At 41.5% G+C, this 26,285-nt stretch carries 25 protein-coding genes and 1 pseudogene; 15 read left to right on the top strand and 11 right to left on the bottom strand.

Annotation, left to right across the window (positions count from 1 at the left end; genetic code table 11):
* The first annotated feature begins 430 nt into the window (after nt 1–430).
* From FSB73_RS04715 to FSB73_RS04705, 3 genes are all read left to right on the top strand, one after another.
* Nucleotides 431–1,357, top strand: coding sequence for a class I SAM-dependent methyltransferase (locus FSB73_RS04715; RefSeq protein WP_225974482.1), 927 nt, complete (start codon nt 431–433; stop codon nt 1,355–1,357).
* A 454-nt stretch (nt 1,358–1,811) separates the two neighbouring features.
* Nucleotides 1,812–2,813, top strand: coding sequence for an ABC transporter permease (locus FSB73_RS04710; RefSeq protein WP_146780345.1), 1,002 nt, complete (start codon nt 1,812–1,814; stop codon nt 2,811–2,813).
* Nucleotides 2,792–4,183, top strand: coding sequence for an ABC transporter permease (locus FSB73_RS04705; RefSeq protein ID WP_146780344.1), 1,392 nt, complete (start codon nt 2,792–2,794; stop codon nt 4,181–4,183). The genes FSB73_RS04710 and FSB73_RS04705 overlap by 22 nt, the downstream gene beginning before the upstream one ends.
* A gap of 139 nt (nt 4,184–4,322) precedes the next feature.
* Here the strand turns inward: FSB73_RS04705 and FSB73_RS04700 are convergent, their stop codons facing one another.
* Nucleotides 4,323–5,807, bottom strand: coding sequence for a DUF3472 domain-containing protein (locus tag FSB73_RS04700; protein ID WP_146780343.1), 1,485 nt, complete (start codon nt 5,805–5,807; stop codon nt 4,323–4,325).
* A gap of 304 nt (nt 5,808–6,111) precedes the next feature.
* Entirely contained in the window at nt 6,112–8,877 is a 2,766-nt protein-coding gene (gene leuS, locus FSB73_RS04695) for a leucine--tRNA ligase (protein WP_146780342.1), read from the bottom strand.
* 164 nt (nt 8,878–9,041) lie between these two features.
* Here leuS and FSB73_RS04690 point away from each other — a divergent pair, with 164 nt between their 5' ends.
* Entirely contained in the window at nt 9,042–9,917 is an 876-nt protein-coding gene (locus FSB73_RS04690) for a cell division protein FtsX (RefSeq protein WP_146780341.1), read from the top strand.
* A gap of 166 nt (nt 9,918–10,083) precedes the next feature.
* Nucleotides 10,084–10,353, top strand: coding sequence for a DUF3098 domain-containing protein (locus tag FSB73_RS04685; RefSeq protein WP_146780340.1), 270 nt, complete (start codon nt 10,084–10,086; stop codon nt 10,351–10,353).
* 174 nt (nt 10,354–10,527) lie between these two features.
* Here FSB73_RS04685 and FSB73_RS04680 read toward each other — a convergent pair whose 3' ends face one another.
* From FSB73_RS04680 to FSB73_RS04665, 4 genes are all read right to left on the bottom strand, one after another.
* Nucleotides 10,528–11,142 (bottom strand): hypothetical protein, encoded by a 615-nt coding sequence (locus FSB73_RS04680; RefSeq protein ID WP_146780339.1) that lies wholly within the window; start codon nt 11,140–11,142, stop codon nt 10,528–10,530.
* A 93-nt stretch (nt 11,143–11,235) separates the two neighbouring features.
* Entirely contained in the window at nt 11,236–11,841 is a 606-nt protein-coding gene (locus tag FSB73_RS04675) for a superoxide dismutase (RefSeq protein WP_146780338.1), read from the bottom strand.
* Between the two features lie 189 nt (nt 11,842–12,030).
* Nucleotides 12,031–12,471: a nucleoside deaminase gene (locus FSB73_RS04670; RefSeq protein ID WP_146780337.1), complete on the bottom strand. Its 441-nt coding sequence runs from the start codon at nt 12,469–12,471 to the stop codon at nt 12,031–12,033.
* A gap of 7 nt (nt 12,472–12,478) precedes the next feature.
* Nucleotides 12,479–12,904, bottom strand: coding sequence for a c-type cytochrome (locus FSB73_RS04665; protein ID WP_146780336.1), 426 nt, complete (start codon nt 12,902–12,904; stop codon nt 12,479–12,481).
* 278 nt (nt 12,905–13,182) lie between these two features.
* Here FSB73_RS04665 and FSB73_RS04660 point away from each other — a divergent pair, with 278 nt between their 5' ends.
* Together FSB73_RS04660 and FSB73_RS04655 are read left to right on the top strand one after the other, a co-directional pair.
* The gene (locus tag FSB73_RS04660) at nt 13,183–14,106 is read left to right on the top strand and encodes a PfkB family carbohydrate kinase (protein WP_146780335.1); all 924 of its coding nucleotides are present in this window, start codon (nt 13,183–13,185) and stop codon (nt 14,104–14,106) included.
* Nucleotides 14,107–14,387: 281 nt separating this feature from the next.
* Nucleotides 14,388–15,089 (top strand): phage integrase SAM-like domain and Arm DNA-binding domain-containing protein, encoded by a 702-nt coding sequence (locus FSB73_RS04655; RefSeq protein WP_225974481.1) that lies wholly within the window; start codon nt 14,388–14,390, stop codon nt 15,087–15,089.
* 233 nt (nt 15,090–15,322) lie between these two features.
* Here the strand turns inward: FSB73_RS04655 and FSB73_RS04650 are convergent, their stop codons facing one another.
* A complete protein-coding gene (locus FSB73_RS04650) occupies nt 15,323–15,718 on the bottom strand; it encodes a winged helix-turn-helix transcriptional regulator (RefSeq protein ID WP_146780334.1) in 396 nt (131 codons plus the stop codon).
* 155 nt (nt 15,719–15,873) lie between these two features.
* Between FSB73_RS04650 and FSB73_RS04645 the strand changes: the two genes are divergently transcribed.
* From FSB73_RS04645 to FSB73_RS27425, 7 genes and pseudogenes are all read left to right on the top strand, one after another.
* Nucleotides 15,874–16,734 (top strand): SDR family oxidoreductase, encoded by an 861-nt coding sequence (locus tag FSB73_RS04645; protein WP_146780333.1) that lies wholly within the window; start codon nt 15,874–15,876, stop codon nt 16,732–16,734.
* A gap of 177 nt (nt 16,735–16,911) precedes the next feature.
* Complete coding sequence (locus FSB73_RS04640; protein ID WP_146780332.1) at nt 16,912–17,190, top strand: hypothetical protein; 279 nt, start codon at nt 16,912–16,914, stop codon at nt 17,188–17,190.
* Nucleotides 17,191–17,330: 140 nt separating this feature from the next.
* Nucleotides 17,331–17,483, top strand: a complete 153-nt coding sequence (locus FSB73_RS23200) for a hypothetical protein (RefSeq protein ID WP_158639418.1) — start codon at nt 17,331–17,333, stop codon at nt 17,481–17,483.
* Between the two features lie 21 nt (nt 17,484–17,504).
* Complete coding sequence (locus tag FSB73_RS04635; RefSeq protein WP_146780331.1) at nt 17,505–18,365, top strand: helix-turn-helix domain-containing protein; 861 nt, start codon at nt 17,505–17,507, stop codon at nt 18,363–18,365.
* A gap of 101 nt (nt 18,366–18,466) precedes the next feature.
* Nucleotides 18,467–18,760 (top strand): putative quinol monooxygenase, encoded by a 294-nt coding sequence (locus tag FSB73_RS04630; protein ID WP_146780330.1) that lies wholly within the window; start codon nt 18,467–18,469, stop codon nt 18,758–18,760.
* Between the two features lie 161 nt (nt 18,761–18,921).
* Nucleotides 18,922–19,146, top strand: a complete 225-nt coding sequence (locus tag FSB73_RS04625; protein WP_146780329.1) for a hypothetical protein — start codon at nt 18,922–18,924, stop codon at nt 19,144–19,146.
* Nucleotides 19,147–19,148: 2 nt separating this feature from the next.
* Nucleotides 19,149–19,669, top strand: a pseudogene (locus FSB73_RS27425) (RteC domain-containing protein).
* A 171-nt stretch (nt 19,670–19,840) separates the two neighbouring features.
* On the opposite strand, the gene FSB73_RS04615 reads toward FSB73_RS27425, so the two are convergent.
* Complete coding sequence (locus tag FSB73_RS04615) at nt 19,841–20,731, bottom strand: AraC family transcriptional regulator (protein WP_146780328.1); 891 nt, start codon at nt 20,729–20,731, stop codon at nt 19,841–19,843.
* A gap of 366 nt (nt 20,732–21,097) precedes the next feature.
* On the opposite strand from FSB73_RS04615, the gene FSB73_RS04610 reads away from it, so the two are divergent.
* Nucleotides 21,098–22,237, top strand: coding sequence for a TlpA disulfide reductase family protein (locus tag FSB73_RS04610; protein ID WP_146780327.1), 1,140 nt, complete (start codon nt 21,098–21,100; stop codon nt 22,235–22,237).
* Nucleotides 22,238–22,474: 237 nt separating this feature from the next.
* Here FSB73_RS04610 and FSB73_RS04605 read toward each other — a convergent pair whose 3' ends face one another.
* From FSB73_RS04605 to FSB73_RS04595, 3 genes are all read right to left on the bottom strand, one after another.
* The gene (locus FSB73_RS04605) at nt 22,475–23,734 is read right to left on the bottom strand and encodes a hemolysin family protein (protein WP_146780326.1); all 1,260 of its coding nucleotides are present in this window, start codon (nt 23,732–23,734) and stop codon (nt 22,475–22,477) included.
* A 161-nt stretch (nt 23,735–23,895) separates the two neighbouring features.
* Nucleotides 23,896–24,675: an LPS export ABC transporter periplasmic protein LptC gene (gene lptC / locus FSB73_RS04600; protein WP_146780325.1), complete on the bottom strand. Its 780-nt coding sequence runs from the start codon at nt 24,673–24,675 to the stop codon at nt 23,896–23,898.
* 15 nt (nt 24,676–24,690) lie between these two features.
* Nucleotides 24,691–26,079, bottom strand: a complete 1,389-nt coding sequence (locus tag FSB73_RS04595) for a hypothetical protein (protein WP_146780324.1) — start codon at nt 26,077–26,079, stop codon at nt 24,691–24,693.
* Nucleotides 26,080–26,285: the final 206 nt, after the last annotated feature.

The raw sequence follows: 26,285 nt of genomic DNA, 5'->3' as shown, positions 1-26,285 counted from the left end.
TGCTTTACTTATTGAATTTTAATAGGCTATAGCCTTTTATCAGTGGGCCGTAAATTCAAAAATAAGATTAGTTCTGTGAATTCTGACAGAATTAGGGAACAAAAATAAATTATGGCATTAGCGTATAACCAGCGCATGGATCCGGGCGGCCCCAAAGAACCTTTTCCTATTTAATTTAAGAAGGTTTTAAGAATTAAATTACAAGGGTCATTCGGCAAATCCAATGGCTATTAGCCTGTTACCAAAGCGAAGCGTTGACGAATTATGTATAGTCTGCTTCAGCGCACAAATAAGAAAATTTACCGAGCAGGCTTAGCAGCGGCAGCCAAGACCAGAATTCGGCGTATTTTGCAGCCATAAAATCATACAGATCCTAAACTGAAATCTCAATGGAAGCCTTATTACAGATGTTTTTAACCGTTTGACCAAAGTGTTTAAACACAGAAGCAAGCTGGCTAGAAGGCAAAAAATCTATTGTTACCGCATCTACGACCGCGATTTGACAGAGTTTCCGATTAGTATAGACTTGTACGGTGAAAAGGCATATGTCAGTATTTATGCCAAAAAATCAGCCGATCCCGACTTGGAGGACCAGTGGCCGGAAGATAAAATTAATGCCTGCTTTGCTGTTATCAGCCAGGTAACTGGTGTGGCACAATCAGAAATTTACCTTAAACAGCGCAGTAAAATGAGCCACCGCATCGCAGGTGCGCAATATGAAAAGGTCGACAGTGCAGGACATTATTTTACAGTGGAAGAAGGCGGATTAAAATTCAGGGTCAATCTGAGTGATTATCTGGATACTGGCCTGTTTTTAGATCATAGAATCACCCGCCAAATGGTGAGTGCAGTGGCAAGTGAAAAAAATGTGCTGAACCTGTTTTGCTATACAGGGGCGTTTTCGGTATATGCAGCGGCGGCAGGGGCCGCCAGTGTAACCAGCGTAGATCTTTCCAATACCTATTTAAACTGGACGGCCGAGAATTTCAGCTATAACCACCTACTTACACCATCCACCAAAAATAAATACCCTTTTATCCCAGCCGATGTCAAGGCATATTTAAAGACCATAAAACCGGCCTCCTTTGATTTGGTGGTAATGGATCCGCCAACTTTCAGCAATTCCAAAAAGATGAAAGATGTTTTAGATATCCAAAGAGATCATGTGGAGTTGATTACAGACGTTTTAAATGCACTTACGCCAGGCGGTCAGCTTTATTTTAGTACAAATTTTACCCGCTTTGTCTTAGATCAGGATCATATCACCGCCAGTAAAATTACAGATATCACAAAAAAAACAACGCCCTTTGATTTTGAGGGCAAATTAAAACGTTGGTGTTATTTGATTGAAAAATAATCAGCAACTTTTGCAGTAGGTTAAAGTAGTCCTTGATACATAGTCCCGGGACTCGGCACCTCTTATTTTATAATTTCAATTGCATGTCAGGAAAATTAAGCAGGTTTAGAAAAAAATATTAGCGAAGGCGAGCAGAGAAGTAATGGGCATGACGATAAACTGGACGATGACCAGAACAAAGACCAGGACAAAGACCAGGAGAAGGAATGGTAAACATCTGCGCGTTATAAAATAATGATTGACAATCAGGTAGAAGTGTTCAAAAAACGAACAGCAGGTGTATCATTTTTGAACAAGTGTTAATTTTTGTACATGCTTAAAACGCAGAAAATCAGTAGATATTATTTTGGCATACCGGTGGCTAAGCGTCAGGTGGATGCAGGTAGGGCTACTTTATAAGCCTCATATTATCTTAGACGTATCACAGAAAAGCGTTAATGCCAAATTTTGAAGTATGTTGAAATTTTATCTCAAATCCGCCTGGAGAAATATAAAAAAGGGCAAATTATATAGCGTCATTAATATCCTTGGACTTTCTATTGGTCTGGCCACTGGGATTATGTTATTGCTATGGGTGCAAAACGAAACGGGATACGATCAATTTTTGAAACAGGCAGATCAGATTTATCAGGTCAATACCCAGTTTAAAGGCCAGAAAAACGCCGGCAAAGCAGTGGTGTATCCAATGACGCCTCCCAAAGTATACAGTGCTGCACAATCGATACCTGCAATAAAAACTGCTTGCAGGGTGCTGGATAATGGAACGACCACTTTTCTAAAAGCAGGCGCAAGGCAGCCCTACAAGCTTTCCTCTATGTTTGTAGATAACAGTTTTCTATCTGTATTTAGCTATACACTTAAATCAGGCAATAAAGCGACTTTGTGGCAAAGTCCGCATTCAATTGTAATGACCCGGCGTGCTGCCCAAAAAGTATTTGGCGACAGAGACCCGCTGGGTCAGCTGCTGGATTACGAAGGAACCCAGATGACCGTTACTGGTGTCCTTGCTGATTTTCCAAGTAAGTCAACGATACAAACAGATGTACTTTTGCCCATGGCTTATTACAGCGCTGCCTATGCAATCAGTCATCCGGGCCGCGACATGGATGAAGACCGTCAGAATTTTGGCCTGGCCACCTATCTTTTGCTTCAAAAAACAGCCTCCGCTAAAAACGTAGCAGCTGCCATTAACAAAACCTGGACGGACCTTGGCGACAAACGATTTGATTTTCAATTGCAGCATTTGACTAAAACCCATTTGACGGCGCCAAATGGAGACAACAGCGCCCTGAGACTGGTGCAAATATTTATGGCGATCGTCGTTATGTTATTTTTGATAGCCAGCATCAATTATGTCAATATTGCCACGGCCAGATCACTGGTTCGTGCAAAAGAGGTCAGCATCAAAAAAATTATTGGTGCCAAAAAGGCCAGTTGTTTATTCAATTTGTCTTAGAAACCATACTTATTTTTGGGATATCTCTGGTATTAGCTATTGGGTTGATCTATTTATTGATGCCGCTTTATAATTATATTTCCGGGAAAACATTGCACCTTGATTTAAGTGATCTTCGGATATGGAAAACCTTATTGCTGGTTATTTTTGGTACCTTATTAGTTTCCAGTATTTATCCGGCACTACTGCTCAGTTCGTTCAAACCACTCAATTCTCTGAAAGGCAAAGTAGGTAAAAATGTCAGTGCCAATGCTTTTAGAAAAGCACTGGTCGTCTTCCAGTTTTTTATGGCGGCTATCTTGTTATTCATGACCATGGTTATGGGCAGACAAATGGATTATATCCGTCATAAAAATATTGGTTATGATAAGGACTATGTTTTTACCGTTAGCTTTCCTGAACAGGCTATCCCACATCTGGAGACCATTAAAACGGACTTAGCACGCAACAGTAATATAGAAAGCATTGGACTAAGTAATGCAGAGGATCTTACAGATCTGTATGTATCCTCAACCGGCATGAAATGGGAGGGCAAAGATCCCAGCAGTACGTTTATGATTTATTCGGTGTCCGTTGATGATGCCTTTATCCCAACCATGAAAATGCAGATGACGGCAGGCAAGAATTTCTCCGGAGTACCTACAGATAGTATGGGGCTGATCCTGAACCAAACTGCTATAAGTCAAATGGGCCTGCAACCGCCCTATGTAGGACAGCAGGTCTCTTTTGGCTCCAAAAAATTTACTATTTTAGGCATTGTGCGGGATTTTAATTTTCAGAGCTTAAAATCGGCTATATCGCCACTGGTTATGTATGTAAATCCAGCTTCCCGCAATACGCTCTATATCCGGACTTCGCAGCGCCGGATGGCTGCAGCCATCAAGGCAGCTGAAGCGGCCTACCAGCCTTATAAAACCAATGAGCAGCCCTTTAAATATGCGTTTATAGATAAGCAATTTGAAGCGTTGTACAAAGCTGATTTACGGGTAGGAACGCTTTTTACCAGCTTTGCCTCCATTGCTATTTTTATATCCTGCTTAGGCCTTTTTGGACTGGCTACTTACAATGCAGAGGCAAGGATAAAGGAAATTGGTATTCGCAAAGTACTAGGGGCTGATGTGCGTAGTATAATAGGACTTATCTGTAAGGATTTTTTGTTATTGGTTATCCTAGCCATTTTAATCTCAGCGCCTTTATCTTATCTGCTGGCAGATAAATGGCTCCATAATTTTGCCTTTAAGACCCATATTGGCGTGGGTATATTTGTCCAAGTCCTGTGTGTACTGGTTTTAATTACTTTTATCACCATGGCACTAAATGTCTATAAAACGGCCAAATCCAATTTATTGCCCCACCTGAAAAGTGAATAAAGCGCATGTATGTTTACCCAAAAACGCCGGCAAGAGTGATTATTAAATCGCTGTTGCCGGCGCTGTTAAATCCGGGGCATTGTACATCATGCAATGCCCCGTTCTGGTTTTCTTAGTTAACTATAAATCTCGTTTTATTTTATTTTGATGGGGCGGCTTTACGCTGGGCCTCCTGTTTTAAAGCTGCCTGCACCTGGCGCTCAAAAGGCGTCAGATCGCTGATCGGAATTTTCGTGCTGACAGGGATTTCATCTTTGGTAAGTTTTGTAGGTGTATAACCACCGGAGGCCATATAAAATCTATCCGGGTATTTTGCTGAGACGCCCTGCTCATAATCCACCCGCTGGCCCGGCTTGCCATCTGTATGAGAAAAGCGGACTTTATTAAAACTAACCCAGTCGCCGCCTCCGCTTTGTTTGCCCCAGCTGTTATAATAATAAGCCATGCGCCGCATCCAGCCATTGGTATAGCCGTAGTTCTCAATAAAGGCATAGAAACCGTCAAAATAGCGGTGTTCCTTGGGCGCGCGCCAGCTGGCCACATACACCCAGGGCGCTGTACCCAGTTGATACCAGGCGGAGATAACAACTGAACCATTATTGTCTGGTAAAACATTCATAAGAAAATGCACCGGTTGACCCGTTTTCCAGTTAGCCTTGGGATTATAGGATTGTCCGCCCGTACCTTCACCGCCAAAATTATTGGTGACAGTCTCAGGCCCTTTGGCCACCAGCGTTACCAGATCTGATTTTTGGATGCTCTTATCCTTTTCAGCGTCTTTACTGTCCCAGACAGAAAAGAGTACTCTCCGCTCATGCTCACTATTGGTTTGGATGCCCATGTATCCCCGGTAAAAACCCAGCGCTTCATAATAAGTCGCCAGTGGATCACCGCCCTTAGGTACCAGAATTTCACTATAAATCCAGTCATAGGATTGTGTGGTAGGTGCAGTGGTGCTAAAACTTAAATGTACAGAAGGAGAGGACTGATAATCGGTCTGGTGTACTTCGCCTTTACCACCAGCAGCTGTAAAAAGAAGCGAATGAAGCGTAATTGCGTTTTGTGGATCTGCCTTGGGCTTTAACTCGTACCGGTAATACCCCGTTTTCATGATCTCCACCCGTCCAGCATGGAAAGTATCCCTGATCCCCGTGCCTTTAAGCTCAACGGTGCGCTGGATCTTATGAAAAGTACTGGCAGCATCTGCATCTGAGATCAATAGCTCAAAAGGCAAGTTAACGCCACTTTTTACCTGTCCATCCAGGCTAAATTGGTACTTACCCGGCTCCTGATAGAGATACCAGACCACAGATTTTGATTTGTCCGTCCATCTGGAAACAGGGCGCACGGTTTCAGGGTAGCCTACCGGCACCGAAACACCTTGTTTACGACCTGTAGAAAAAGGCACTACATAACCTTTGTTTGCCGGAACGGTAAATGTTTTGGTGGCTTGCTGTTGTTGTGACTGCTGCTGCGACGGCTGCTGTGATTTAGACGCAGATTGCGCCTGTAAATGGGCGCTAAAACCCAGGGAAAGACTGAGGGCTATGAGCAAGCTATGCTTACCAGGAAAGTCAATCCTAGTTTTGAAATACTTACTGCTTACATGTCGCTTTGTGTCCATAAAGATGCATTTAATGTTGAAAAAAACTTCGTCAGCTGCAGGGATGAAAATGGGAAAATATTTCGATTTCAAAGATGCATTAAAACAATCAAATGGTCCTAGCGGGAGCTAAATTCACGCAAACGTTGTACTAGGCTTTTTTTGCAAAAATCTGTCAGCGGGAAGCGAGAAGCAGTGACTCAACCTTTGATCACTCGAAAATTGAGTAACACATACACATAGGCGCATAAAAAAGCCCGGTGCATCTAACATCATGAACACCGGGCTAAATAAGAAATAAAGAGGTTCGGGGCGATCATACGCCCTAAATCACCACATTGATCATCTTATTTGGCACAAAAATGAACTTTTTAATGGGATTATTGTCGACCCATTTTTTGACAACTTCATTTTCCAATACAGCTGCCTGGATACTGTCTTTATCCGCATCCAGTGGAAACTCCATACTGGTACGCATTTTCCCGTTAATGCTGACAGGGTAGTTTTTGGAGGATTCCTGGATCAGCTGTGGATTGAATTCTGGGAACGCGGCGTCCAGTATCTCGCCTTCACCACCTAAGACTTGCCAGAGCTCCGCTGCAATATGGGGTGCATAAGGTGTCAGCATAATTAAGACGGGCATGAGGATCTGTTTTTTATGGCATTTAAGATCCGTGAGTTCATTCACACAAACCATAAAGGCAGAGACCACCGTATTAAAAGAGTAACGTTCCGTATCCGTCTGTACTTTTTGGATCGTTTTATGAAGCACCTTTAATTCTGCTTTAGTCGGTACTTCATCCGTCCAGATGGCACCTTTTTCATCTTCAAAGAATAAGCGCCATAGTTTTTTTAAGAATCGGTGCACCCCTTCAATCCCCTTCGTGTCCCAGGGCTTGGATTGTTCTACAGGTCCTAAAAACATCTCATACATTCTAAAGGTATCTGCTCCGAATTTTTCGACCAGTACATCCGGGTTTACTGTGTTGAATTTTGATTTGGACATTTTTTCCACCTCAACACCACAGATATATTTACCATCTTCCAAAATAAAGCTCGCGTCCTTAAATTCCCCGTTTTTCCATTGCTTAAAGGCTGCTGTGTCCAGCTCCACGCCGTCCACAATATTGACATCCACGTGGATTTTATCCACTTGCTGCCCCATAATCAGGCCATGAGAAATAAACTCATGGGTACCGTGACGCCGGTAAACAAAGCGGGAGCTGCCCTGGATCATGCCTTGGTTCAGGAGCTTTTTAAAGGGCTCCTGAAAATTTATAAAGCCCAGGTCAAATAAAATCTTCGTCCATAGCCGGCTATAAAGTAAATGTCCAACTGCATGTTCTGTACCGCCGATATACAAATCTACCTGGTTCCAGTAAGTACTGGCGGCCGGATCACAGAAAGCCTCCGTATTATGCGGATCCATATACCGTAGAAAGTACCAGGAGCTGCCCGCATAGCCCGGCATCGTGTTGGTTTCCAGGTGGCGGTCAGTCCAACTGTCAATAGCCGCCAGCGGTCCGGCACCACCCGGTCCGGGGCCGTATTTATCCACCTTAGGTAATAAAAGCGGTAGCTCTTTTTCATCCAGCGGTACCGCCACACTGTCCTGCCAGGTAATCGGGAAGGGTTCCCCCCAGTAGCGCTGGCGGCTGAAAGCCGCATCGCGCATACGGTAATTGGTTTTTCTTTTGCCAATACCTTTTGCCTGGAGTTTGTCTATAACGACTTCCATGGCTTCCCGCATGGGCAGACCATCTAACATTCCGCTGTTCACCAGTATAGCATCCTTGGTTGGATTGGCATTTTCGCCGTCAAAAAGGTCGCCCAGGATATTGGTGATCGGGATTTCAAAATATTTTGCAAACTTATAATCTCTTTCATCGCCTGAGGGAACCGCCATGATCGCACCCGTTCCATATCCGGCCAGAACATACTCAGAGAGATAAATCGGTATTTTTTTATTTTCATCAAAAGGATTGATGGCGTATGCACCCGTAAAACAGCCAGTAATGCGCTTTTCAGCCATCCTCTCTCTTTCGCTTCTGCTTTTTACATAAGCGATGTATTTTTCTACCTCCGGCCGCTGTTCGGTGGAGCTAATGTCTAAAACCCAACTAAGCTCCGGAGCCAATACACAAAAATCTACCCCCATAATGGTATCAGGACGGGTAGTATATGCAGTAAAGGCAGGCACCGTTCCCTGTTCACTGTCTATCTTAAAGGTAATTTCTGCGCCTGTGCTCTTGCCGATCCAGTTGGTTTGCATCTCCTTCATCGCCTCACTGAATTCAACTGTTTCCAGCCCTTCCAGTAAACGGTCGGCATATTCAGTGATGCGTAGGTACCATTGCCTTAAGGTTTTCTTTTCGACCGGATGGCCGCCGCGTTCACTGACGCCATTGACCACTTCATCGTTGGCCAGCACCGTGCCAAGTGCTTCACACCAGTTCACTTCCCCATAACCGCAATAAGCCAATCGGTAGTTCATTAATATCTCCTGGCGGCGCTTATGGTCATAGCTTTGCCAGTCCTTGGCGCTAAAAACAAGCGCCGCATCCCCAGGACAAGGATGGACTTGATTGCCTTCTTTTTCAAATATGGCTTGTAATGCATCGATGCTGCGCGCCTTTTGTTGACTGCGGTCGTAAAAACTGCCAAAAAGCTGCAAAAATATCCACTGTGTCCATTTATAATAGCCAGGTTCACTGGTATTGACTCTTCTTGACCAGTCAAAACAAAAGCCAATATTATTGAGCTGTTTTTCAAAAGTAGCAATGTTCTGCCGGGTAGAATCTGCCGGATGAATCCCATGCTCGATGGCATATTGTTCAGCGGGCAATCCAAAAGCATCATAACCCATGGGATGGAGCACATTGTAGCCTTTTAGTCTTTTGTACCTGGCAAAGATATCACTGGCAATATAGCCCAGTGGATGTCCTACATGCAACCCAGCTCCGCTGGGATAGGGAAACATGTCCAATACATAATATTTGGGTTTGGTACGATCATTGGAGACTTTATAAGCATCAGTCTTTGCCCAGTGTTGTTGCCATTTTTGCTCAATATTTCTAAAATTATAATCCATATGATGAGTTAACTTTATATGTCAGGCTGACCATAAAAGGAACCTTTATGGTCAAACCTATAAACAAATTAAAATAATTGCCTGCAAATGTACGTGATTACTATGTAAACATTAAATTTGCCCTAATTGGTTCTCTCACACTAAGAATTACTTTTAAGGACAATATGTCAGAAATTCAAACCACCGCCAGGCACAAGAAAAAATCCAATTCCGTCTTTAGTATTGTCGGGATATCCCTGGTGCTGCTGATCATGGGCATCATGGGCTGGTTCTTCCTTAACCTGAAGGCCATGGGTAATAATCTGAAAGAACAGGTGGAGGTCTCCGCCTATCTAAATGTAGCTGGTAAAGACACCATCGCCCAGATAAAGGATTATATAGCCGCCCAGCCTTATGCCAAGAATGTACAGTATATTGATAAAGAAAAGGCCAAGGAAATCTGGAATAAAGACAATAATGAGGACTGGGATAAAATCCTGGATTATAACCCATTGCCGGAAAGTATTAATTTTTATGCCAAGGCAGAATACGTCAATGAGGATAGCTTAAAAAAGATTGCCAATGAACTGACCCAAAAATTTGGTACGCAGTTGTCCGGACTGAATTATCCGGAGACCCTGGTGACTTCCATGAATGATAAAGTCAATAAAATGGGGCTGATATTTCTAGCGATCAGCATTATTTTGGGCATCATTGTCGTGGTTAGTATTGACAATACGATTAAACTGACCATGTATTCTAACAGGTTTCTGATCAAAACCATGCAGATGGTAGGGGCAACACGCAGTTTTATTGCCCGCCCCATGAATGTAAGAGCGGTTATTAACGGGCTGATCAGTGCGGTGATCGCCATTGTGATTATGTTACTTTTGACCGGTTGGGCAAAAGAAAGGTTTCCGGAGATCAGATCATTGGAAAGCGGCAGCAACAATCTCTTACTTTATGGTTGCATGGTTGTATTTGCGGTGTTGATTTCCTGGTTTAGTACCAATCGAAGCGTCAATAAATACCTGAAAACCAGGTTAGATGACCTTTATTAACAGGTTCAGAAGGAATTTGTAGGCTGTAATTTTGGATGATTGACGTATCCTGATTTTTTTCAGATATCGTAAATTGGGGAATCATCCCCTAGAAATAACACCAATTTTTCAGCGGAATTAAAAATAAAATGGCATATTTGTAACTGTATATAATAATTGAAAACGCATGTCGGACAATAAGAACCTTCAGGAACCACAAAAAAGTGGTGGCTTAAATTTTACCAGGGATAATTATATGTGGATGATTATCGGAGCTGTAGTCATTGCGGCAGGCATGATGCTGATGTCCGGTGGCGCCAGTACCAATGCAAGTATCTTTGATAAAACAGAGGTGTATAGCTTTAGAAGGATCACCCTTGCACCCATTGTTATATTACTGGGATTTGGCATAGAAGTATTTGCTATCTTAAAAAAGCCAAAAAGCGGTCATAAATAATAAACACCAGGCTGGCTAACAGAATGGCTTTAAGCAAAATGTTAACTATCTGCCTCCTCAGCATTTATAGGCTAAGGTAAATATCACAGAAAATAGTTTAATACAAAATTGCCGGTGTGTATATTCAAGAGATTGTACACACCGGCAATTTTACTTTAAATACGCTCGATGAAGTTAATCTCCCGTAGCGTTATAGGATTCTTCCACTGTTTGCAAACGCGTTTGCAGTTCATCTGAAGAATAGAATTTATACAAAACGGGCGGTTTGCCGTCGGCTGGCGCATCAATATCGCTGTTCATCTGGTGGAAAGGCCCAAATATACGAGCATGAACGAGGTCGTCAGTGACTTTAGTTAGCTGACCTGGCACTACCAGGTAATTCTTGTTGGCTTCTGAAATGTTTTTACCTTGTAAAACAAGCTTTAAACTGTCGATCATCTCCTTTTGTTTGTCCAGTCCTAAGGCTTCTGCTGTATTATAATCCCTGCCATCCACTAGCTGACTGCCAAAAACGGTGTCTTTCATTAGATTTAGCAGATAAAATCCGTCTTCTTTAGGCAACTGAACCGTGCTGGAGGTACCGCCATTATTGACGGTAAATGATGTCTGATCTGCATTTTTAAGATCTACCAGCTTTTCCACAGCACCGTCAGAAATATTGGTTATTTTTACATCCTGACCGGTGACAGCAATGTCTCCGTTGGCAACTACCAGAATTTTACGTTCGCTACTTTTACCACAGGAGGCCAGAACGGCCAGCGGTATTAAAGCCCATAAGAGTCTTTTCATAAAAATTGATTTTTAAAATGAAAATGAAAAAAAAGGTGCAAAACACTACTGCTTTGCACCTTGTATTGTGCTATTATTGCTTACAACGCATGCTTATTTAGCGGCGTTGTAAAGTTCAGCGACTTTGTCCCAGTTTACCAGGTTCCAGAAAGCAGCCAGGTAATCTGGACGGCGATTCTGATAATTCAGGTAGTAAGCATGTTCCCATACGTCAACACCCAAAATAGGCGTGCCTTTGGTTTCTGCTACATCCATTAAAGGATTGTCCTGATTAGGAGTGGAAGTGACTTCCAGCTTGCCGTCTTTAACGATCAGCCAAGCCCAGCCGCTACCAAAACGGGCACCACCTGCGGCATTGAATTTTTCTTTTAAAGCATCCAGGGAACCAAATGCGCTGTCAATGGCCGCTGTCAGGTCTCCGGAAGGTTGGCCGCCGCCATTAGGAGAGAGGATTGTCCAGAAAAAGGAGTGGTTCCAATGACCACCGCCATTGTTACGAACGGCAACAGAGATATTACCGGCGTTCTTAACCAGTTCTTCCAGGCTCTTATCAGCGTTTTCAGTGCCTTCAATTGCTTTATTTAAATTGTTCACATACCCTTGATGATGCTTGGTGTAGTGAATTTCCATTGTTTTTGCGTCAATATGCGGTTCCAGTGCGTCGTATGCGTATGGAAGCTGCGGTAATGTAAAAGCCATACTATTTAATTTTTTAAATTGTTGAATAATGAAATGTTCTCGACCTCAGACAAATTTATCAATAGGTTTGCCCAAGGTGGCTAACAAAGATACTGAAAAATGTGGTTAAATGTTCAGCTTCAATCAGACAGATATGTTTAATAAAATTTAAATGAGCCCCTTAATTAAATTTAACCCTCCTTATGATTGCTACCTTCTGTTTTTAAAAAAGCCCTGCATAAGCGCCAGGCATTCCTGTGCCAGCAGGCCGCCTTCCAGTTTTGTTTTAGGGTGGAAGGGGCTGGTTTTGACTTTTTGGGCGTAACCGTTACCTGGGTCATTGGCTCCAAAAACGATCCGGCCGATCTTGCTCCAAAAAAGGGCCCCACTACACATCAGACAAGGCTCCAGGGTAACATATAAAGTAGCGTCTGGCAGATACTTAGCCCCCATTTGGTCGCAGGCGGCCGTTATAGCCAGGACTTCTGCATGCGCAGTCGGATCCTTTAGAAGCTCCACCTGATTATGTGCCCGGGCAATGATCCTGTCCTGCATTACTAGCACCGCCCCAATGGGTACTTCCCCTGCGTCAAAGGCTTTTTGGGCTTCTCTGAGTGCCTGCTGCATATAATACGTATCTGTTTGGACCATAGGCTTCTTATTGTTGATCTTTCAATAATAAAACATATTTAACCATCTGCTTGGCATCCGCTACACTGACTGTAGGGTGCGGTGTCATTGGTACTGTGCCCCAGTGACCGCTACCGCCTTTAATAATGTGTTCAGCCAACATGCTGATCGTCGTTTCATCAGCGCCGGCATATTTAGCGGCCACCTTATCATAGGCTGGCCCGGTGGATTCCCCACTTATTTTATGACAGGTCAGACAGTCATTTTGAGCGACCAATTTGAGACCTTTTGTATAATCAGGATTTTTGCTAATATCAGAGGCTGCAGATTCATGACTCTCAGCCGCAGGTGTGGTAGTTTCTGGTTTGTTGGTTGCACTATCACTATTTCCATTAGAACCGCAGGCAACAGCCATGAGGCACAGCGCTGAAAACGCTACCCAATACTTTTTCATCAACGTAACATTTTATAATTTGAATAATGGCTCTAAGTTACATTAAAAAGAATTATCAACCGATTGATGCTCCGTTAACGAAGTGGCAAATAATGCCAAAATGGAAAAGTTGCCACTTCGATGATGAATCGTAGGTGTACGTCTGTGAGGTTATCCCAGTTGACAACCAGCTAAATTCCGGTCGGGAACTTGAAATATTATTAAAATTCAATAAGTTTGCAGGTTGAAAATAAATAAGAAAACAAAAAATAATAAAACAACACAAAAATCAGCTATACATGTCCTTAACCATTATTGGGTCAATGGCCTTTGATGCGATTGAAACCCCCTTTGCCAAAACAGAAAAAACCGTTGGTGGATCAGGTACTTATTGTGCCTATGCGGCTACCAATTTTATGCATGCTGTGAATCAAGTGTCCATTGTCGGGGGAGACTTCCCAAAAGAAGTACTGCAGGATCTGAATCGCCTGGGCGTAAATACCGATGGCGTTGAGATTGTCGAAGATAAAAAATCCTTTTTCTGGAGTGGAAAGTACCACCTGGACATGAATACCAGAGAAACCTTAATAACGGATTTAAATGTACTGGCAGATTTTAATCCCATTTTGCCCAAAAACTATCTTGAGACAGATTATTTGTTACTGGGCAACCTGGTGCCCGCCATCCAGCGCTCTGTGATCCAGCAATTGACCCGGCGGCCAAAGCTGATCGTACTGGATACCATGAACTTCTGGATGGAAACCGCCATGGCAGATCTAAAGGATGTACTGACATTAGTAGATGTGCTGGTGGTCAATGACTCAGAGGCCAGGCAGTTGGCGGATGAATTTTCTATAGTCAAAGCAGCACACAAAATTCTGGCGATGGGGCCAAAGTTTTTGATTGTTAAAAAGGGCGAACACGGTGCATTGCTATTTAATGGGGAAGAGATTTTTTGCGCTCCGGCATTGCCCTTAGAAGATGTATTTGATCCAACAGGTGCCGGCGATGCTTTTGCAGGTGGCTTTATCGGTTATTTGGCCAGCACCGGTGATTTGTCCTTTGAGAACATGAAAACGGCCGTTATTATGGGCAGTGTCACAGCCAGTTATTGCTGTGAGAAACTAGGTACTGAGCGTTTGCAAAACCTAAGCCAGCAGGATATTGACAGCCGCGCTGCAAAATTTGTCGCACTCACCAACTTTAACCTGCAGTGTAAATAAGTATTGCACTTTTTTTTATAAAAAAATATTAGGAGAAAGCAAAAATAAGCAAAACGGTTAAGACCGTTCATATACAGTGGTTTATAAAACGTGAGGCAAAATTTGGAAGTAGGTGTCCGACAAGTTTTGGGCTTAAAATGACAAGGTTAGGTTACTAAATCGTTACTGATTACAACTAACCGAATGACCAGATAACAATCTATATTTCAGTCATTTGCACCGATTTTCATATTCCCTTGTAACTCAATGAAAGTTAATTTTAAACGTTAAACAATTGAGTTATGGAACAAGAGAAAAGATCCACGTTCAAGCTGCTTTTCTACCTGAAGAAGAATGAACCTAAGAAGAACGGGAATGTCCCTGTTATGGGACGTATCACTATTGACGGAACACCAAAATCCTTTAGTACCAAACTGGGCATCAACCCCAATAATTGGGATTTAAAACACGGAAGGGTTTTGGGCAAAAGTGCCCAGGCGCTGAGTACCAATCTTAAATTGGACAATATACGGGTGCGTATCAATAAGATTTACGATGATATGCTCAAAGATGAAGGCTTTGCAACTGCACAAAAAGTAAAGCTATCATTTTTGGGAGTTGGTGTAATGGATGATGCTATCCTTAAAGTGTTTAAAGACCAGAATGAGGATTTTGAAAGAATGGTCAGCAAGGGCAAACGTTCTCAAAACACCTACAATAAATACAAGACCGTTTACAATGATCTGTCCGAATTTATCAGGGAACGCTATCACAGGGAGGATATGGCGTTTCGGGAACTTACCTCAGACTTTATCCGGGAGTTCGATTTCTTTCTGCGCATAGATAAGGAATGTACGCATAACACTGTTTGGGTTTATACCATGCCGGTTATTGCATTGGCGGAACTGGCGATAAAAAAAGGCTTGATTCGACAAAACCCTTTTGAGGATTATGAAATCAGCATGGAAGAAACTGATCGCAGCTATCTTTTAAAAGAGATGTAGAAAAGTTAATGCTTCTAAAACCGTCCAAGTCCAAATACGAACTTGTAAAAGACCTCTTTATTTTCAGTTGCTTTACAGGGCTTTCTTATATTGATATTCAAAAGTTGAAATGGAGCAACATACAGTTCTTTTTTGATGGCCACGGCCCGCCGATGCGTGTAGGCACAAAGAGCGAGAACGTGGTGCCGAATTTGAAACCTCAGAATAGAAAGTAACAGGTTTTAAAAAACAGTTTAACCGGATATAATGACTTCATCAGCCTTTCTTTCCTCCGTCCCATTAAGCGTAATCTCCCGATGTTGCAAGCCCCATTCCACCATTTTTTGGATGACCTCATAAAGCTGCTCACCTGAAGGTGTCAATTCATACTCGATCAAAACCGGTGTGGAGTTAATCACATTTCTCCTGACCACGCCGTTGACTTCCAGCTCTTTCAGTTCCTTGGAAACCATTCGGGGCGTAATATCCGTAATTGCCCTTTGTATATCCGTAAAACGTTTTTTACCACTGAGCAAGGTGCATACCACCGCCAGCTTCCATTTGCCGCTCACCACATTCAGCGTGTCTGTCAGTGCCATGATTAAACCCCTGTCACACTTCATAATATCTGAATACCTGCTATCCATCATTTCAATTATTTTGTTCGTAAAATTCCTGTCAACAACTACTTTTATTTATATGAACTATACATCTGTATAGCACTATAAAATCGTATATTCATATAGAATGTATAGCAAATATAGGTAACTTTGTCACATTAGAAAATAGTAAACAAATAGAAAAAATGATTTTAGTAACGGGAGCCACAGGGCATTTGGGAACAGCGGTAATAGACCAGTTGTTAAAACATACCTCAACAGAGAACTTTGTTGCATTGGCGAGAAGCGAGGAAAAAGCAAAGGCATTGAAAGATAAGGGTGTACAGGTACGCATTGGCGATTTTGACGATCCCGCATCGCTGGAAAAAGCCTTTGCAGGAATAGACAAACTTTTACTGATTTCAACGGTAGCTCAAAACAGGGGCGAACAGCAAAAAGCCGTAGTAGAAGTTGCCAAAAAAGCGGGTGTACAACATATTGTTTACACTGGTGTTTCGCTAAAAGATCTGAGCACATCCGCTATCAAATGGTTGATGGCAAGCCATTTCGAAACAGAAGATGCCATCAAGGAAAGCGGCCTTGTTTATACGTTTCTCCACAATGCGTTGTACACCGATGTGATACCGATGTATGTGGGAGAGCACGTTTTTGAAGCCGGAATTTACCTGCCTGCCGGTGATGGTAAAGCACCGTTTGCCCTCCGCAGGGAAATGGGAGAAGCTGTTGCCAATGTTTTGTTGCAGGACGGACACGAAAATAAAACCTATGAAATTACAGGCAGCGAACTGTATTCGTACACCGATGTAGCTCAGGCTCTTTCGGAATTATCAGGCAAATCGGTTTCTTACACCAATGCCGACCCAACAGAGTTTACCGAAAAACTAAAGCAGTTTGGCGTTCCCGAATTTGCCATTTTACTAACCGCCGGTTTTGCCGAAGATCAGAAAAACCACCAGTTTGAAGAGGTAACAAACGATCTGGAAAACCTTTTGGGAAGAAAACCTTTGGCATTGAAAGAAGCATTAAAAGAAATCTATAAGTTGTAACAGCCCATACGACCTCATTAATGGTAAAATCTTACACCACCACACTCAGCATTTGCCGGGTGTGGTGGTGTATTTTAGACTGTTTTTTTATTTTGTTAGTTTTGCATATATAATTCATCTGACAGGTTGATTAAGAATGTCCAATATTTCTTCCCAGGTCAGATGCACATAAAAACGATGCAAGATTTTGAGTACATAAAAATTGTTCCTGACGAACGGCTCTCCGGTTTTGTGGAGAGTTTCCTGCTATGTGCCAATCATACCAATGAAGATAAAGAAGTCATTATTTTTCCCGATGGAAGAGTGGACATTATGTTTAGCTGTACAGATCAGGAACCATTGGTAGCCGAATTATTTAATCTGGATAAAAAAGCAAGGCGGTATATTTTCAAAAAGCAAACAAGGCTTTTTATGGTATGTCTTACCTTGCTCGGTGCCAAATACCTGCTCGGATAGAACGGCACAGATTTTGGAAAAGATGAGATTAGATTCGGCTTCCCGCAGGTTTTTGGGATATTTCTAAAGAAGACCTTACAAGTTTAGATAGCTTTGCAGAAAAGGTTTCGGAAAAACTTTTTGAAATATTCCCGAAAAAGATGGATGAAAGAAAGCAACAGCTTTTTGAGCTTATCTATTCGTCAGGTGGTAAGGCGTTATCAAGTACCTCCTTACAGCAAGAAAAAACTCAAATGGCTAAAATCGCTTTTGGAACGAATTTCTTAATGACACAACCAAAGAACACTCCGTAAAAAATCAATTTAATTTTGACGATGGACATTACAAACCTTCCCGAAGATCTATGGAAACATAACGAAACTCATACTTCGGATTTGCAAATTTTCAATTACGAAGTGTATAAGAACGGTTCCAGAAACAAGATTGGCCTGAATAAAAATGTATTCAGTTTCTTATTGGATGGTCAAAAAAACATTCACTTTTCTAATGATATCATTTCAATCAATGAAACACAATCGTTACTTATCACATCTAATAATGTTTTGGTTACCGAACTGGTAGGTGTAAGTTCATACCGTTGTTTACTCTTCTTCTTTTCTCACAAAAACATCACCGATTTTTTATTGAAACATTCCCATTCTTTCAGTCAGAATGCCTCAGATAAAAAGATAAAGGATATACCTTATTTCCTCTTAGAGAAAGACAATTTTATCATCCATTATATTCATTCGCTCCAACAGATTTTTGGTTTGCAACAATCTATCTCTCAAAAGATTTTGGAACTGAAATTTGAAGAAATAATGCTTTATCTGGCGGATAAATATGGGACGGTATTTTTAGATTACTTACATTATTTACTAATCAATGAAAGAGAATTATCATTTAAAATGGTAATTGAAAAGAACCTTTATACGAACTTGAATATTGACGAAATAGCCTTTCTGTGCAATATGAGTGCCTCTACTTTTAAGAGAAAATTTATAAGTATATACCAGAAATCTCCAGGGAAATGGTTTCGGCAAAAACGGCTTAACAAGGCCAAAGAATTGTTACATAATAACCAAGTCACACCTTCCGAAATTTTTATGGACTTTGGCTATGGCAGCTTGTCAAATTTTAGTGCAGCCTTTAAAAATGAATTTGGGTATAGCCCCAACCACATCCACTCAAATTGACCTCTTTTCATAACTTATTGAACCAAACTAATAAACGAAGCAGCGCTGGTTTTTTCTAATTTTGTCTGATTGAAGAATTGTTTAACGAAAAAATAAAAACAATGAAAAAATTAGGATTGTTAGTTCGGTTGGAAGCAAAGGCCGGCCAAGAAAAAAACGTTGAAGATTTTATTACAGGAGCATTACCGCTTGCTCTTGAAGAAGCCGGTACCGTTACGTGGTATGCATTCCGTATTGATGCTTCTACCTTCGGTATTTACGATACTTTTTCAAACGAAGAAGGCAGAGAGGCACACCTTAGCGGTAAGATCGCAAAAGCATTAATGGAAAATGCACCAGACCTATTGGCAACACCTCCGTCTATTGAAAAATTGGACATTTTAGCTGCCAAATAGCCTAAGATAATACCATTATTTTTAAGGGAGGATTTTGCAAAAACTCAGCAAAATCCTCCCTTAATTGTTAAAAAAAATATCTTCTCTTCCTCATTTTTTTAGATATCTAAAAAATCAACCCAAAAAAGCTTACGTCCTTTGCATTATCAAATTTTAAAGAGATGCAAAAGGTAAAAGAAACCACGGATAAACACCTTGTCTTCGTTGCCGACAGCGATGGGATCAATACCGTTTTCCCGATGCTGGTGGAGCGGCTCAAAGATGACCGTTTGTATGGGGAGCATTTAACGCTGCTCTATGTTTCCGACAATTATGGGTTTGTCTTCAAAGAAGAACTGGATATCCTGACCAAACGTTTTTCAACTCGTTTTTTGACCTGCGTTTAAAGATGTTCTTCGATAATAACCTTGATTTTTATAAGTACTATCGGACCAACAGTTCGTACATGGACGATAAATACTTTATCAGAGGTAATTATGATATTAAATACACCCTTGACTCATACTATTTTGAATCAGATTCTAGGTTTTCTACTTCACACGATTTTAAAGTGTCAAAAATTCTTGCAAATGATTTAATTCAAGTTTATATAGAGAATCAGTTATTGAATTTAAACAAACATATAGGAATTGCGAACAGCGAAATTGGAAAGATGAGATACAATGGACGGGAAGTAAAACAGCCTTAATAGAATTGATCTATGCGTTACAATCTTATGCTGTTTTTAATATGGGAAAGGCTGACATTAAAGCTATCGCTACATATTTTGAAAATGTTTTTGAAATTGATTTGGGTGATTTTTACCATACGTACCTTGAGATAAGAAACAGAAAAATAAACAGAACCAAGTTTCTTGATTCGCTTAAAGATGCTATCATACGAAAAATGGATGAGCAGGACGAAAAATAGGATTGGATTAAACTCCAATCCTATTTTTTTTGTAATTTAGCATCTGATTTACAAGGAAATTAGAAGAAAAGAAATGTTGTAAGCACCATTACTAAATCGTTACCTACTCCGATAAAGTCCTTTACAAACCACTATTGATGAGCTACTTTAGCTTTTTCTAACGTTTTTTAATTAAGAAATCCCCTTTTTAGGTTGCTGGTATTGCTGGCGATGCTGAAGCGGGGATTTGTGTTTTAATAGTTTAAAATGCCTGTTGAAATTGGAGAAATTATTAAAACCACTCTCGTAACAAATATCAGAGACTGGATGATCGGTCTCTGCCAGTAATTTGCAGGCATGATGGATACGAACCTCTGTTAAAAAGGTGGAAAAACTTTTTTTAGTCTTGGATTTGAAAAAACGGCAAAAGGAATGCGGACTGATATGGGCCACGCCGGCAATATCCTCGAGTGAAATCTTCTGCTGAAAATTATTAAAAATAAACTGATAAATCCGGTTCATTCTTTCAGACTCCGCCTTATCATGAAAGTCTTCCTTATGGGTGGTAGGAGAGAGGATGGTTTTTGTCTCCTCCTGATTGGTCGCCGCTTCCAGAATCTGCAACAATAAAATAGTTCTGCCATGTTCACTGGCAGATTCAAGCTGCTTCATATAGCGAACAATGGCTTTTTTGGCCGCCCCCTCAATCACAACACCTAATCTTGCCCTTTCCAGCAGTTCATGAAATGCCTTGTTTTCTGGCATCTGCCAGAATGGCTCACCAAGCGCCTGGGGTGCAAAATGCAGTACGGCAGATTCTGCCAGACGTCCTTCCTTGCCTTCATAGTATTGTTGATCGCAACGCCATAAATGCGGCAGATTGGCGCCCACCATAATCATATCGCCTGGTTGAAACCGGTCAATATCATTGCCGATGAACTGCGTTCCTGTGCCCTTCATAATATAAACGAGCTCCACTTCCGGGTGATAGTGCCATTTATCATAAAAGTAAGGAACCCGGTCGTGGCGGACCTGGAAAGAAAAGGCAGGATTACTGGATATTTTGAGTAACTGGGGTTTCATCCGAAAAAGCGGCTATTGTACTTTACTAAAATTGTTGTTATTATAAAAAAACTTGTCTCCCATTGTTTTATTCGTAATAGATCACTCGGAGTGAAATTTACAACTTGGTTGTCAAATTTAAGGATAATATCTTCGTTTTTGAAGTTTGGTTAGATAATCGCTGCTTATAATCTATGTGGCAATGATAAAACGCCCTCATACTGAGGGCGGGTATCCTAAAAACACCCTAAAATTTTATGAAAATGACTATAAACTTTATCCCTAATTGTGGTGTCCAAAAGGATATATTTCTGATTTCTTCCATAAGTCCTTATTTTTGTTTGTAAGGTTCTTAGAAAAGAGCATAAATAATTAAAATTCAAATGAATGAAAACAATAAAAAATGTGGGCCTGATGCTGCTTATGGCAGCACCACTATATTCTTTGGCACAAGACAATTTTACCATACAAGGTACACTCAGAGGCGTTTCGCCCAAAGTTGAGAAAGTCTATATCTCTTACGCATCCAGTGGTCATAATATAATTGACAGCGCAAATGTGGCGGGCAATCGATTCTTAATTCAGGGAATGATTCATCAACCGACCCGTATAGAGCTTCGGGCAGGTTATGATGCAAAACAAAAGGTAAAACCTTCTATGAGCCGTGATATTATTACCTTTTTTGCAGATCCTGCCGTGATGGAAATCAAAAGTGTGGACTCATTTGCCAATGCCAGTATTACAGGCTCCAAATCCAATATTGAATTTGATAAATTAAGAGCAGCGGCAAAGCCGCTGGAATCTCAGGCAGCCAGCCTGATGCAAAGAGCCGCTGCTGAGCAAAAAGCGGGCAACAATACAGCGCTTGAAAACACCCAACAGCAAATTGATAACTTACAGACCCGCCTTAAAGAGACCGTTTACGCAGATTATATCCGGAAAAACCCGAATTCACCCATCGCATTTTTTGCCTTGCAGCAATTTTCAGGGGCGCTGATCGAAAAGCCAGATGAGACACTAAAATTATTTAACCTGCTACCTGAGGGACTCAGACAGTCACCTGATGGCAGACGGATGGAGACCTTGATTCGGTTTGCCAAACTGACACCAGTAGGCAGCCAGGCACCTGATTTTACAGAAAGTAATCCTGATGGACAAACCATCGCTTTGTCTGATTATGCGGGTAAATATGTATTGATTAACTTCTGGGCCAGCTGGTGCGGGCCATGCAGGGCGCAAAATGCCACCTTGGTTAAACTGTACAATCAATATAAAAGCCAGGGAATGGAAATTTTAGGCGTGTCCTTGGACAAACCCGGTGAAAAGCAAGATTGGCTGGATGCCATCAAAGAAGATAACCTAAGCTGGCCACAGGTATCTGATCTCAGATTCTGGAATTCTAAAGTCGGCCGCATGTATGGCGTGGTGCTATTGCCACAAAATGTATTGGTAGACCGCTCCGGCAAGATCATTGCCAAGAATCTCACCATGGACGCTTTAAGTAGAAAATTAAAAACTTTGTTTTAGGCAATGCTTTTGATTTAAATCCCATGATTGACCTGATTTGTGGTACCCGCAATTAGCGTCAGATACAGAATCAGCGTCAGTATAAGTATAAGTATTGTGAATATATAAACCTATCAGGGGTGCAGGAAAGTTTCTGCACCCCTGATAGGCTTATAAACGGGTAAGCTAAATAATTGATTTAATGCGAATTTAAGGTGGGGGAGGTCTTCCCAGCTTCCTGTTTCGATTGCGCTATCTCTATCTCAGAATCCGCATTTTCACCATACCGATGCGGGTGTCTGTAACGCTAATAATATCAAACTCAAAGTTATCAACAATAATGCGTTCTTTTTGCTTAGGGATGTCCTTGTTTTCCTTAATAATATAACCGGATAAAGTTTCGGAATTGTTTTCCGGGAATTCAAAATCATATTTCTCATTAAGGTATTCGAGTTCCAGCCTTCCGGAGAAGATATATTCATTTTCAGCCACTTTTTGTTCTACAAAGGCTTCTTTGTCGGATTCATGTTGCATTTCTCCGAAAAGTTCGGAGAGAATATTTTCCACGGTAATAATACCGGCTGTACCGCCAAATTCATCTACCACCCATGCCAGGCTTTTACGCTCTTTGGAAAATCTGGTTAGCAGATCAATAATACTCATGCTTTCCGGAACGGTAAAGGTCGGCATCAGGATTTGTTCAATGCTGGTTGGACGTGTGAATAAGCCCTGTTGAGTGACATAGCCAATGATATTGTCAATGGAGCCTTCATAGACCACCAGTTTGCTCATGATATGTTTGATAAAGGACTGGCGTAAAGCCTCTATACTGGTATGGAGTTCTACCCCGATAATCTCTGTTCTGGGCACCAGACACTGCCTTATTTTGATATTAGGTAGTGTTAATGCATTTTCGAAAAGATAGGTATTCAGATCCTGACTACCCATTTCATCTGAGTCCTTAGCCTGTTGGAAAAGATGCTCTACCTGCATCCGGCCAAAGGGTTGTTTTTCCGGTTTTAACCGCACGTTAAACAGATATTTAAGGATACCGCCGGAAAAACTGATAAAGATGCGGATAATATTATTGAACAGCGAATAGAAAATACTGAAAATAGAAAGCAGTGAATGAAAGAGTTTGTCATTGCGATTAAAAAACAGTCTGGCTAAAAACCGACCGAAGAAAGCCACAAAGATGGTAGAGATAATCGTGTTGAGGACCATTTGCAGATTCTCATTGTGAAAACTGGTCTTGGCCCAGAAAAGCTGGTTAAAAAACTCATTAAAGAAGAGTCCATAGACCACCAGGCAAAGCAGTGCGCCGAAGATACTGGTACCAATAAAAGTAGTTGGATTATCTGCAAAACGCGAAGACAACAAGCCTTCACTGGACCCCTGCTTTTTTTTCAGCTCAATATTCAACCGGTTCGCTGTCAGGAAAGCGGCTTCCATCCCTGCAAAAAACAAGATTAATAAAAGCGTAATCAATATGCCTATTAGCGCACTTAACTGACTCATAGGGTTGAAATTAAGGTAATTTTTTTGAATAAGCTAAATTATGCAAATCAATTGAAGCAGAAAAGTAACCGGATTGTTTTTTATAGGAAAATCTAATCTTTTGCTATTCAGTGTGTTATTCTTTGTATTAGCTGACTTTTGCCAGATTTGACGCACCTTTACTACTTTTTAGTAGATGGTTTGGGATGGGTATTGGTTTTAGAACCAGAAATGGTTGCAGAGTCTTTTGCTTTATTAACAGGTGCGGTCCCTGCTCCGGATGGCGACCCGGTTGGTGGACCGGCCGGTGACGTTGTTTGAGTGGCCTGGGCACCAGAACTGTCAGCGGGTGTTGGCTGTGTCTGAGCAGCACTTGTAGCGCCGCCCACATTCTGGTCAACTTCCATAATGCCATTATTGGTATTAAGCATCACAAATTCGCTAAAATCCTGTTTGGCATGGAAGCCGTTTTTTCCTGGTAAATACCCATAGGTCTGTGTTTGCTTAAGAACAGTAGGGCTGTCACTGTAAATCAACTCTGTATTTTGATCCCACCATAATTCACTGGTGGTCAGTGTATCTCCGGCAATGGTATAGGCCATAACTGAATCCCTGAGTTTGACCTTATTTAGCCGTTTATAATAAACCCCGTATTTAGCAGTAACAAAGCTGGTAGGCAAGCTGGTAGAATCATCATAGAAGACGACAAACAAAGACTTTGGAAAGATCATTCGAGTCGTATCCATTTCAGTAGAGATCATAAGCGGAGCGGTTAATTTAGCCTTAACCTTACCACCTATACTTAAGTAACTGGTGACACCAGTTGCTTCTTCTGTATTATAACCATGATTACTGAGTGCTTTGACCTCATTGATGTCATTTTCACAACCAGCAAGAAGCAAACTGCCTGCTAAGAGCAGGCAGCAACTTTTACGTAAATGTTTTAACGTGAAAGACAACATATCTGTTTGATCTTATTAATATCTTCTCTTGGTGAACCAGAAGTCACTCAGAGAGAACCCAATAGAGAATTTAATAAAACTCTCAGAAACATTGTTCTCATCGGAGCCTCTGCGTCCAAACTCAAGTGCTGTGTTAATCTGACTATACTGCCTGGAAGTCCGTACATAGTTACGGAGCATAAAGTCCATGCCCAAAGTTACAGCTTGAATTTTATATTGTTTGCCATCAAAGACCAATTTATCTTTTCCTGTGTAAAATCCCGCACTATATCTGGCTCTGGAGAACATACTTTTACCTCTTAAAGGGTTCGGCCGGAAATATACCCCGCCTCTGATCATATAGCTGTCCGCATAAGCCTGTTCTGCTACGCCGTCTTCCTTATAACCTGTCCAGCTGGTGCTGTTATATTCTGCACCTACGCCCCAGCGGTCAATATTCTCCATATAGTTGTTATACATAAGTCCCACTTTGTAACTGCTGGGTAAAGTTACTTTGCCTTTGATCTCTCCAGTGGACTGGACCGTATCCTGACCAATGGGATTATCCGGATCGCTGGCATAATATTTAAAAAAGGTTGTATTTGTTTTACTGGTCAGCTTTTGACTCGTAGAAAGTGTGGCGCCAATAGTCAGACTGGAAGTCGTCTTTATTTTAGTCTCTGGATCCGTTTTGGTGGATAAAGGGATTTCATATTGAACCCCACCTTCCCAGACAAAGCCGCCCAGCGCTTTACGGACATTATAGATGGAACCTTGCGTGGCCGCCTCTGTAGGATCCAATGCAGCGGAGGAATCAAAGGCTGTCTGGGTGGAAGTACTTCTTTTTCCAAAGTCATAACCCAGATTCACACCCACCGATAAATGGCCGATTCTTTTGCCGAGTCCTAAAAAGACTTGGTTTAAGCCCCCGGATCCGTTATATAGTGTATTGTAATTGCGAACAGAATCCGGATAACCATTAATGGGCAGTGCATCCTGTTCTTTAATATTGTAATTAATATCTGTGAGCGATTTTAAACCAAATACCAGCCCCAATCCGCTTTTAGCGATGGGTAAACCCATTGAAAAATAAGAAGGTCTGAAATTATTGGACTTATAGGTACCTACCGGATCCAGGCTTTTCAGGTTATGAGAGCTGATGTCAAAGCCAAGATCAAAAGTGGCCAGACCACCAGCGGGCCCTATGGTGTGCAAATCACCATAACTGGCAGGATTGCTTGTGTTTAGCGCTTGTTGATCACTAAAGGCTGCACTCATGCCACCGATACCCAGATAGCGGGGATTCTGGCTTGCATGATCAACTCCGATACCGTAACGAGAAAAAGGAGAATTGATCTGGCTATGCGCCTTATGGATAAAGCATACCAATACCAAAAGTAATAGATACTTGTTTGTTCTAAGCATTTTATATACGAATAAGATATAATACCCCTGTGTGATGTAAACAGGGGTCTGCAAATATCTATTTTTTAAGGTGCGGGACAAAAATAGCTTTACCCCGACCGGTTAAAAGTACGTTAAACTTACTGGGTTACAATTGATGACCAACTATAATATGGTGGTCTTCATGGCTCCCTGTCAACACCAACCGCTATACGATCAGTTCCAAT

This window comes from Arachidicoccus ginsenosidivorans (assembly GCF_007971385.1).
GTDB classification, from domain to species: Bacteria; Bacteroidota; Bacteroidia; order Chitinophagales; family Chitinophagaceae; genus Arachidicoccus; species Arachidicoccus ginsenosidivorans.
Note: the sequence above shows the minus strand (reverse complement) of the source record. Positions and strands in the feature narration are given on the sequence as shown.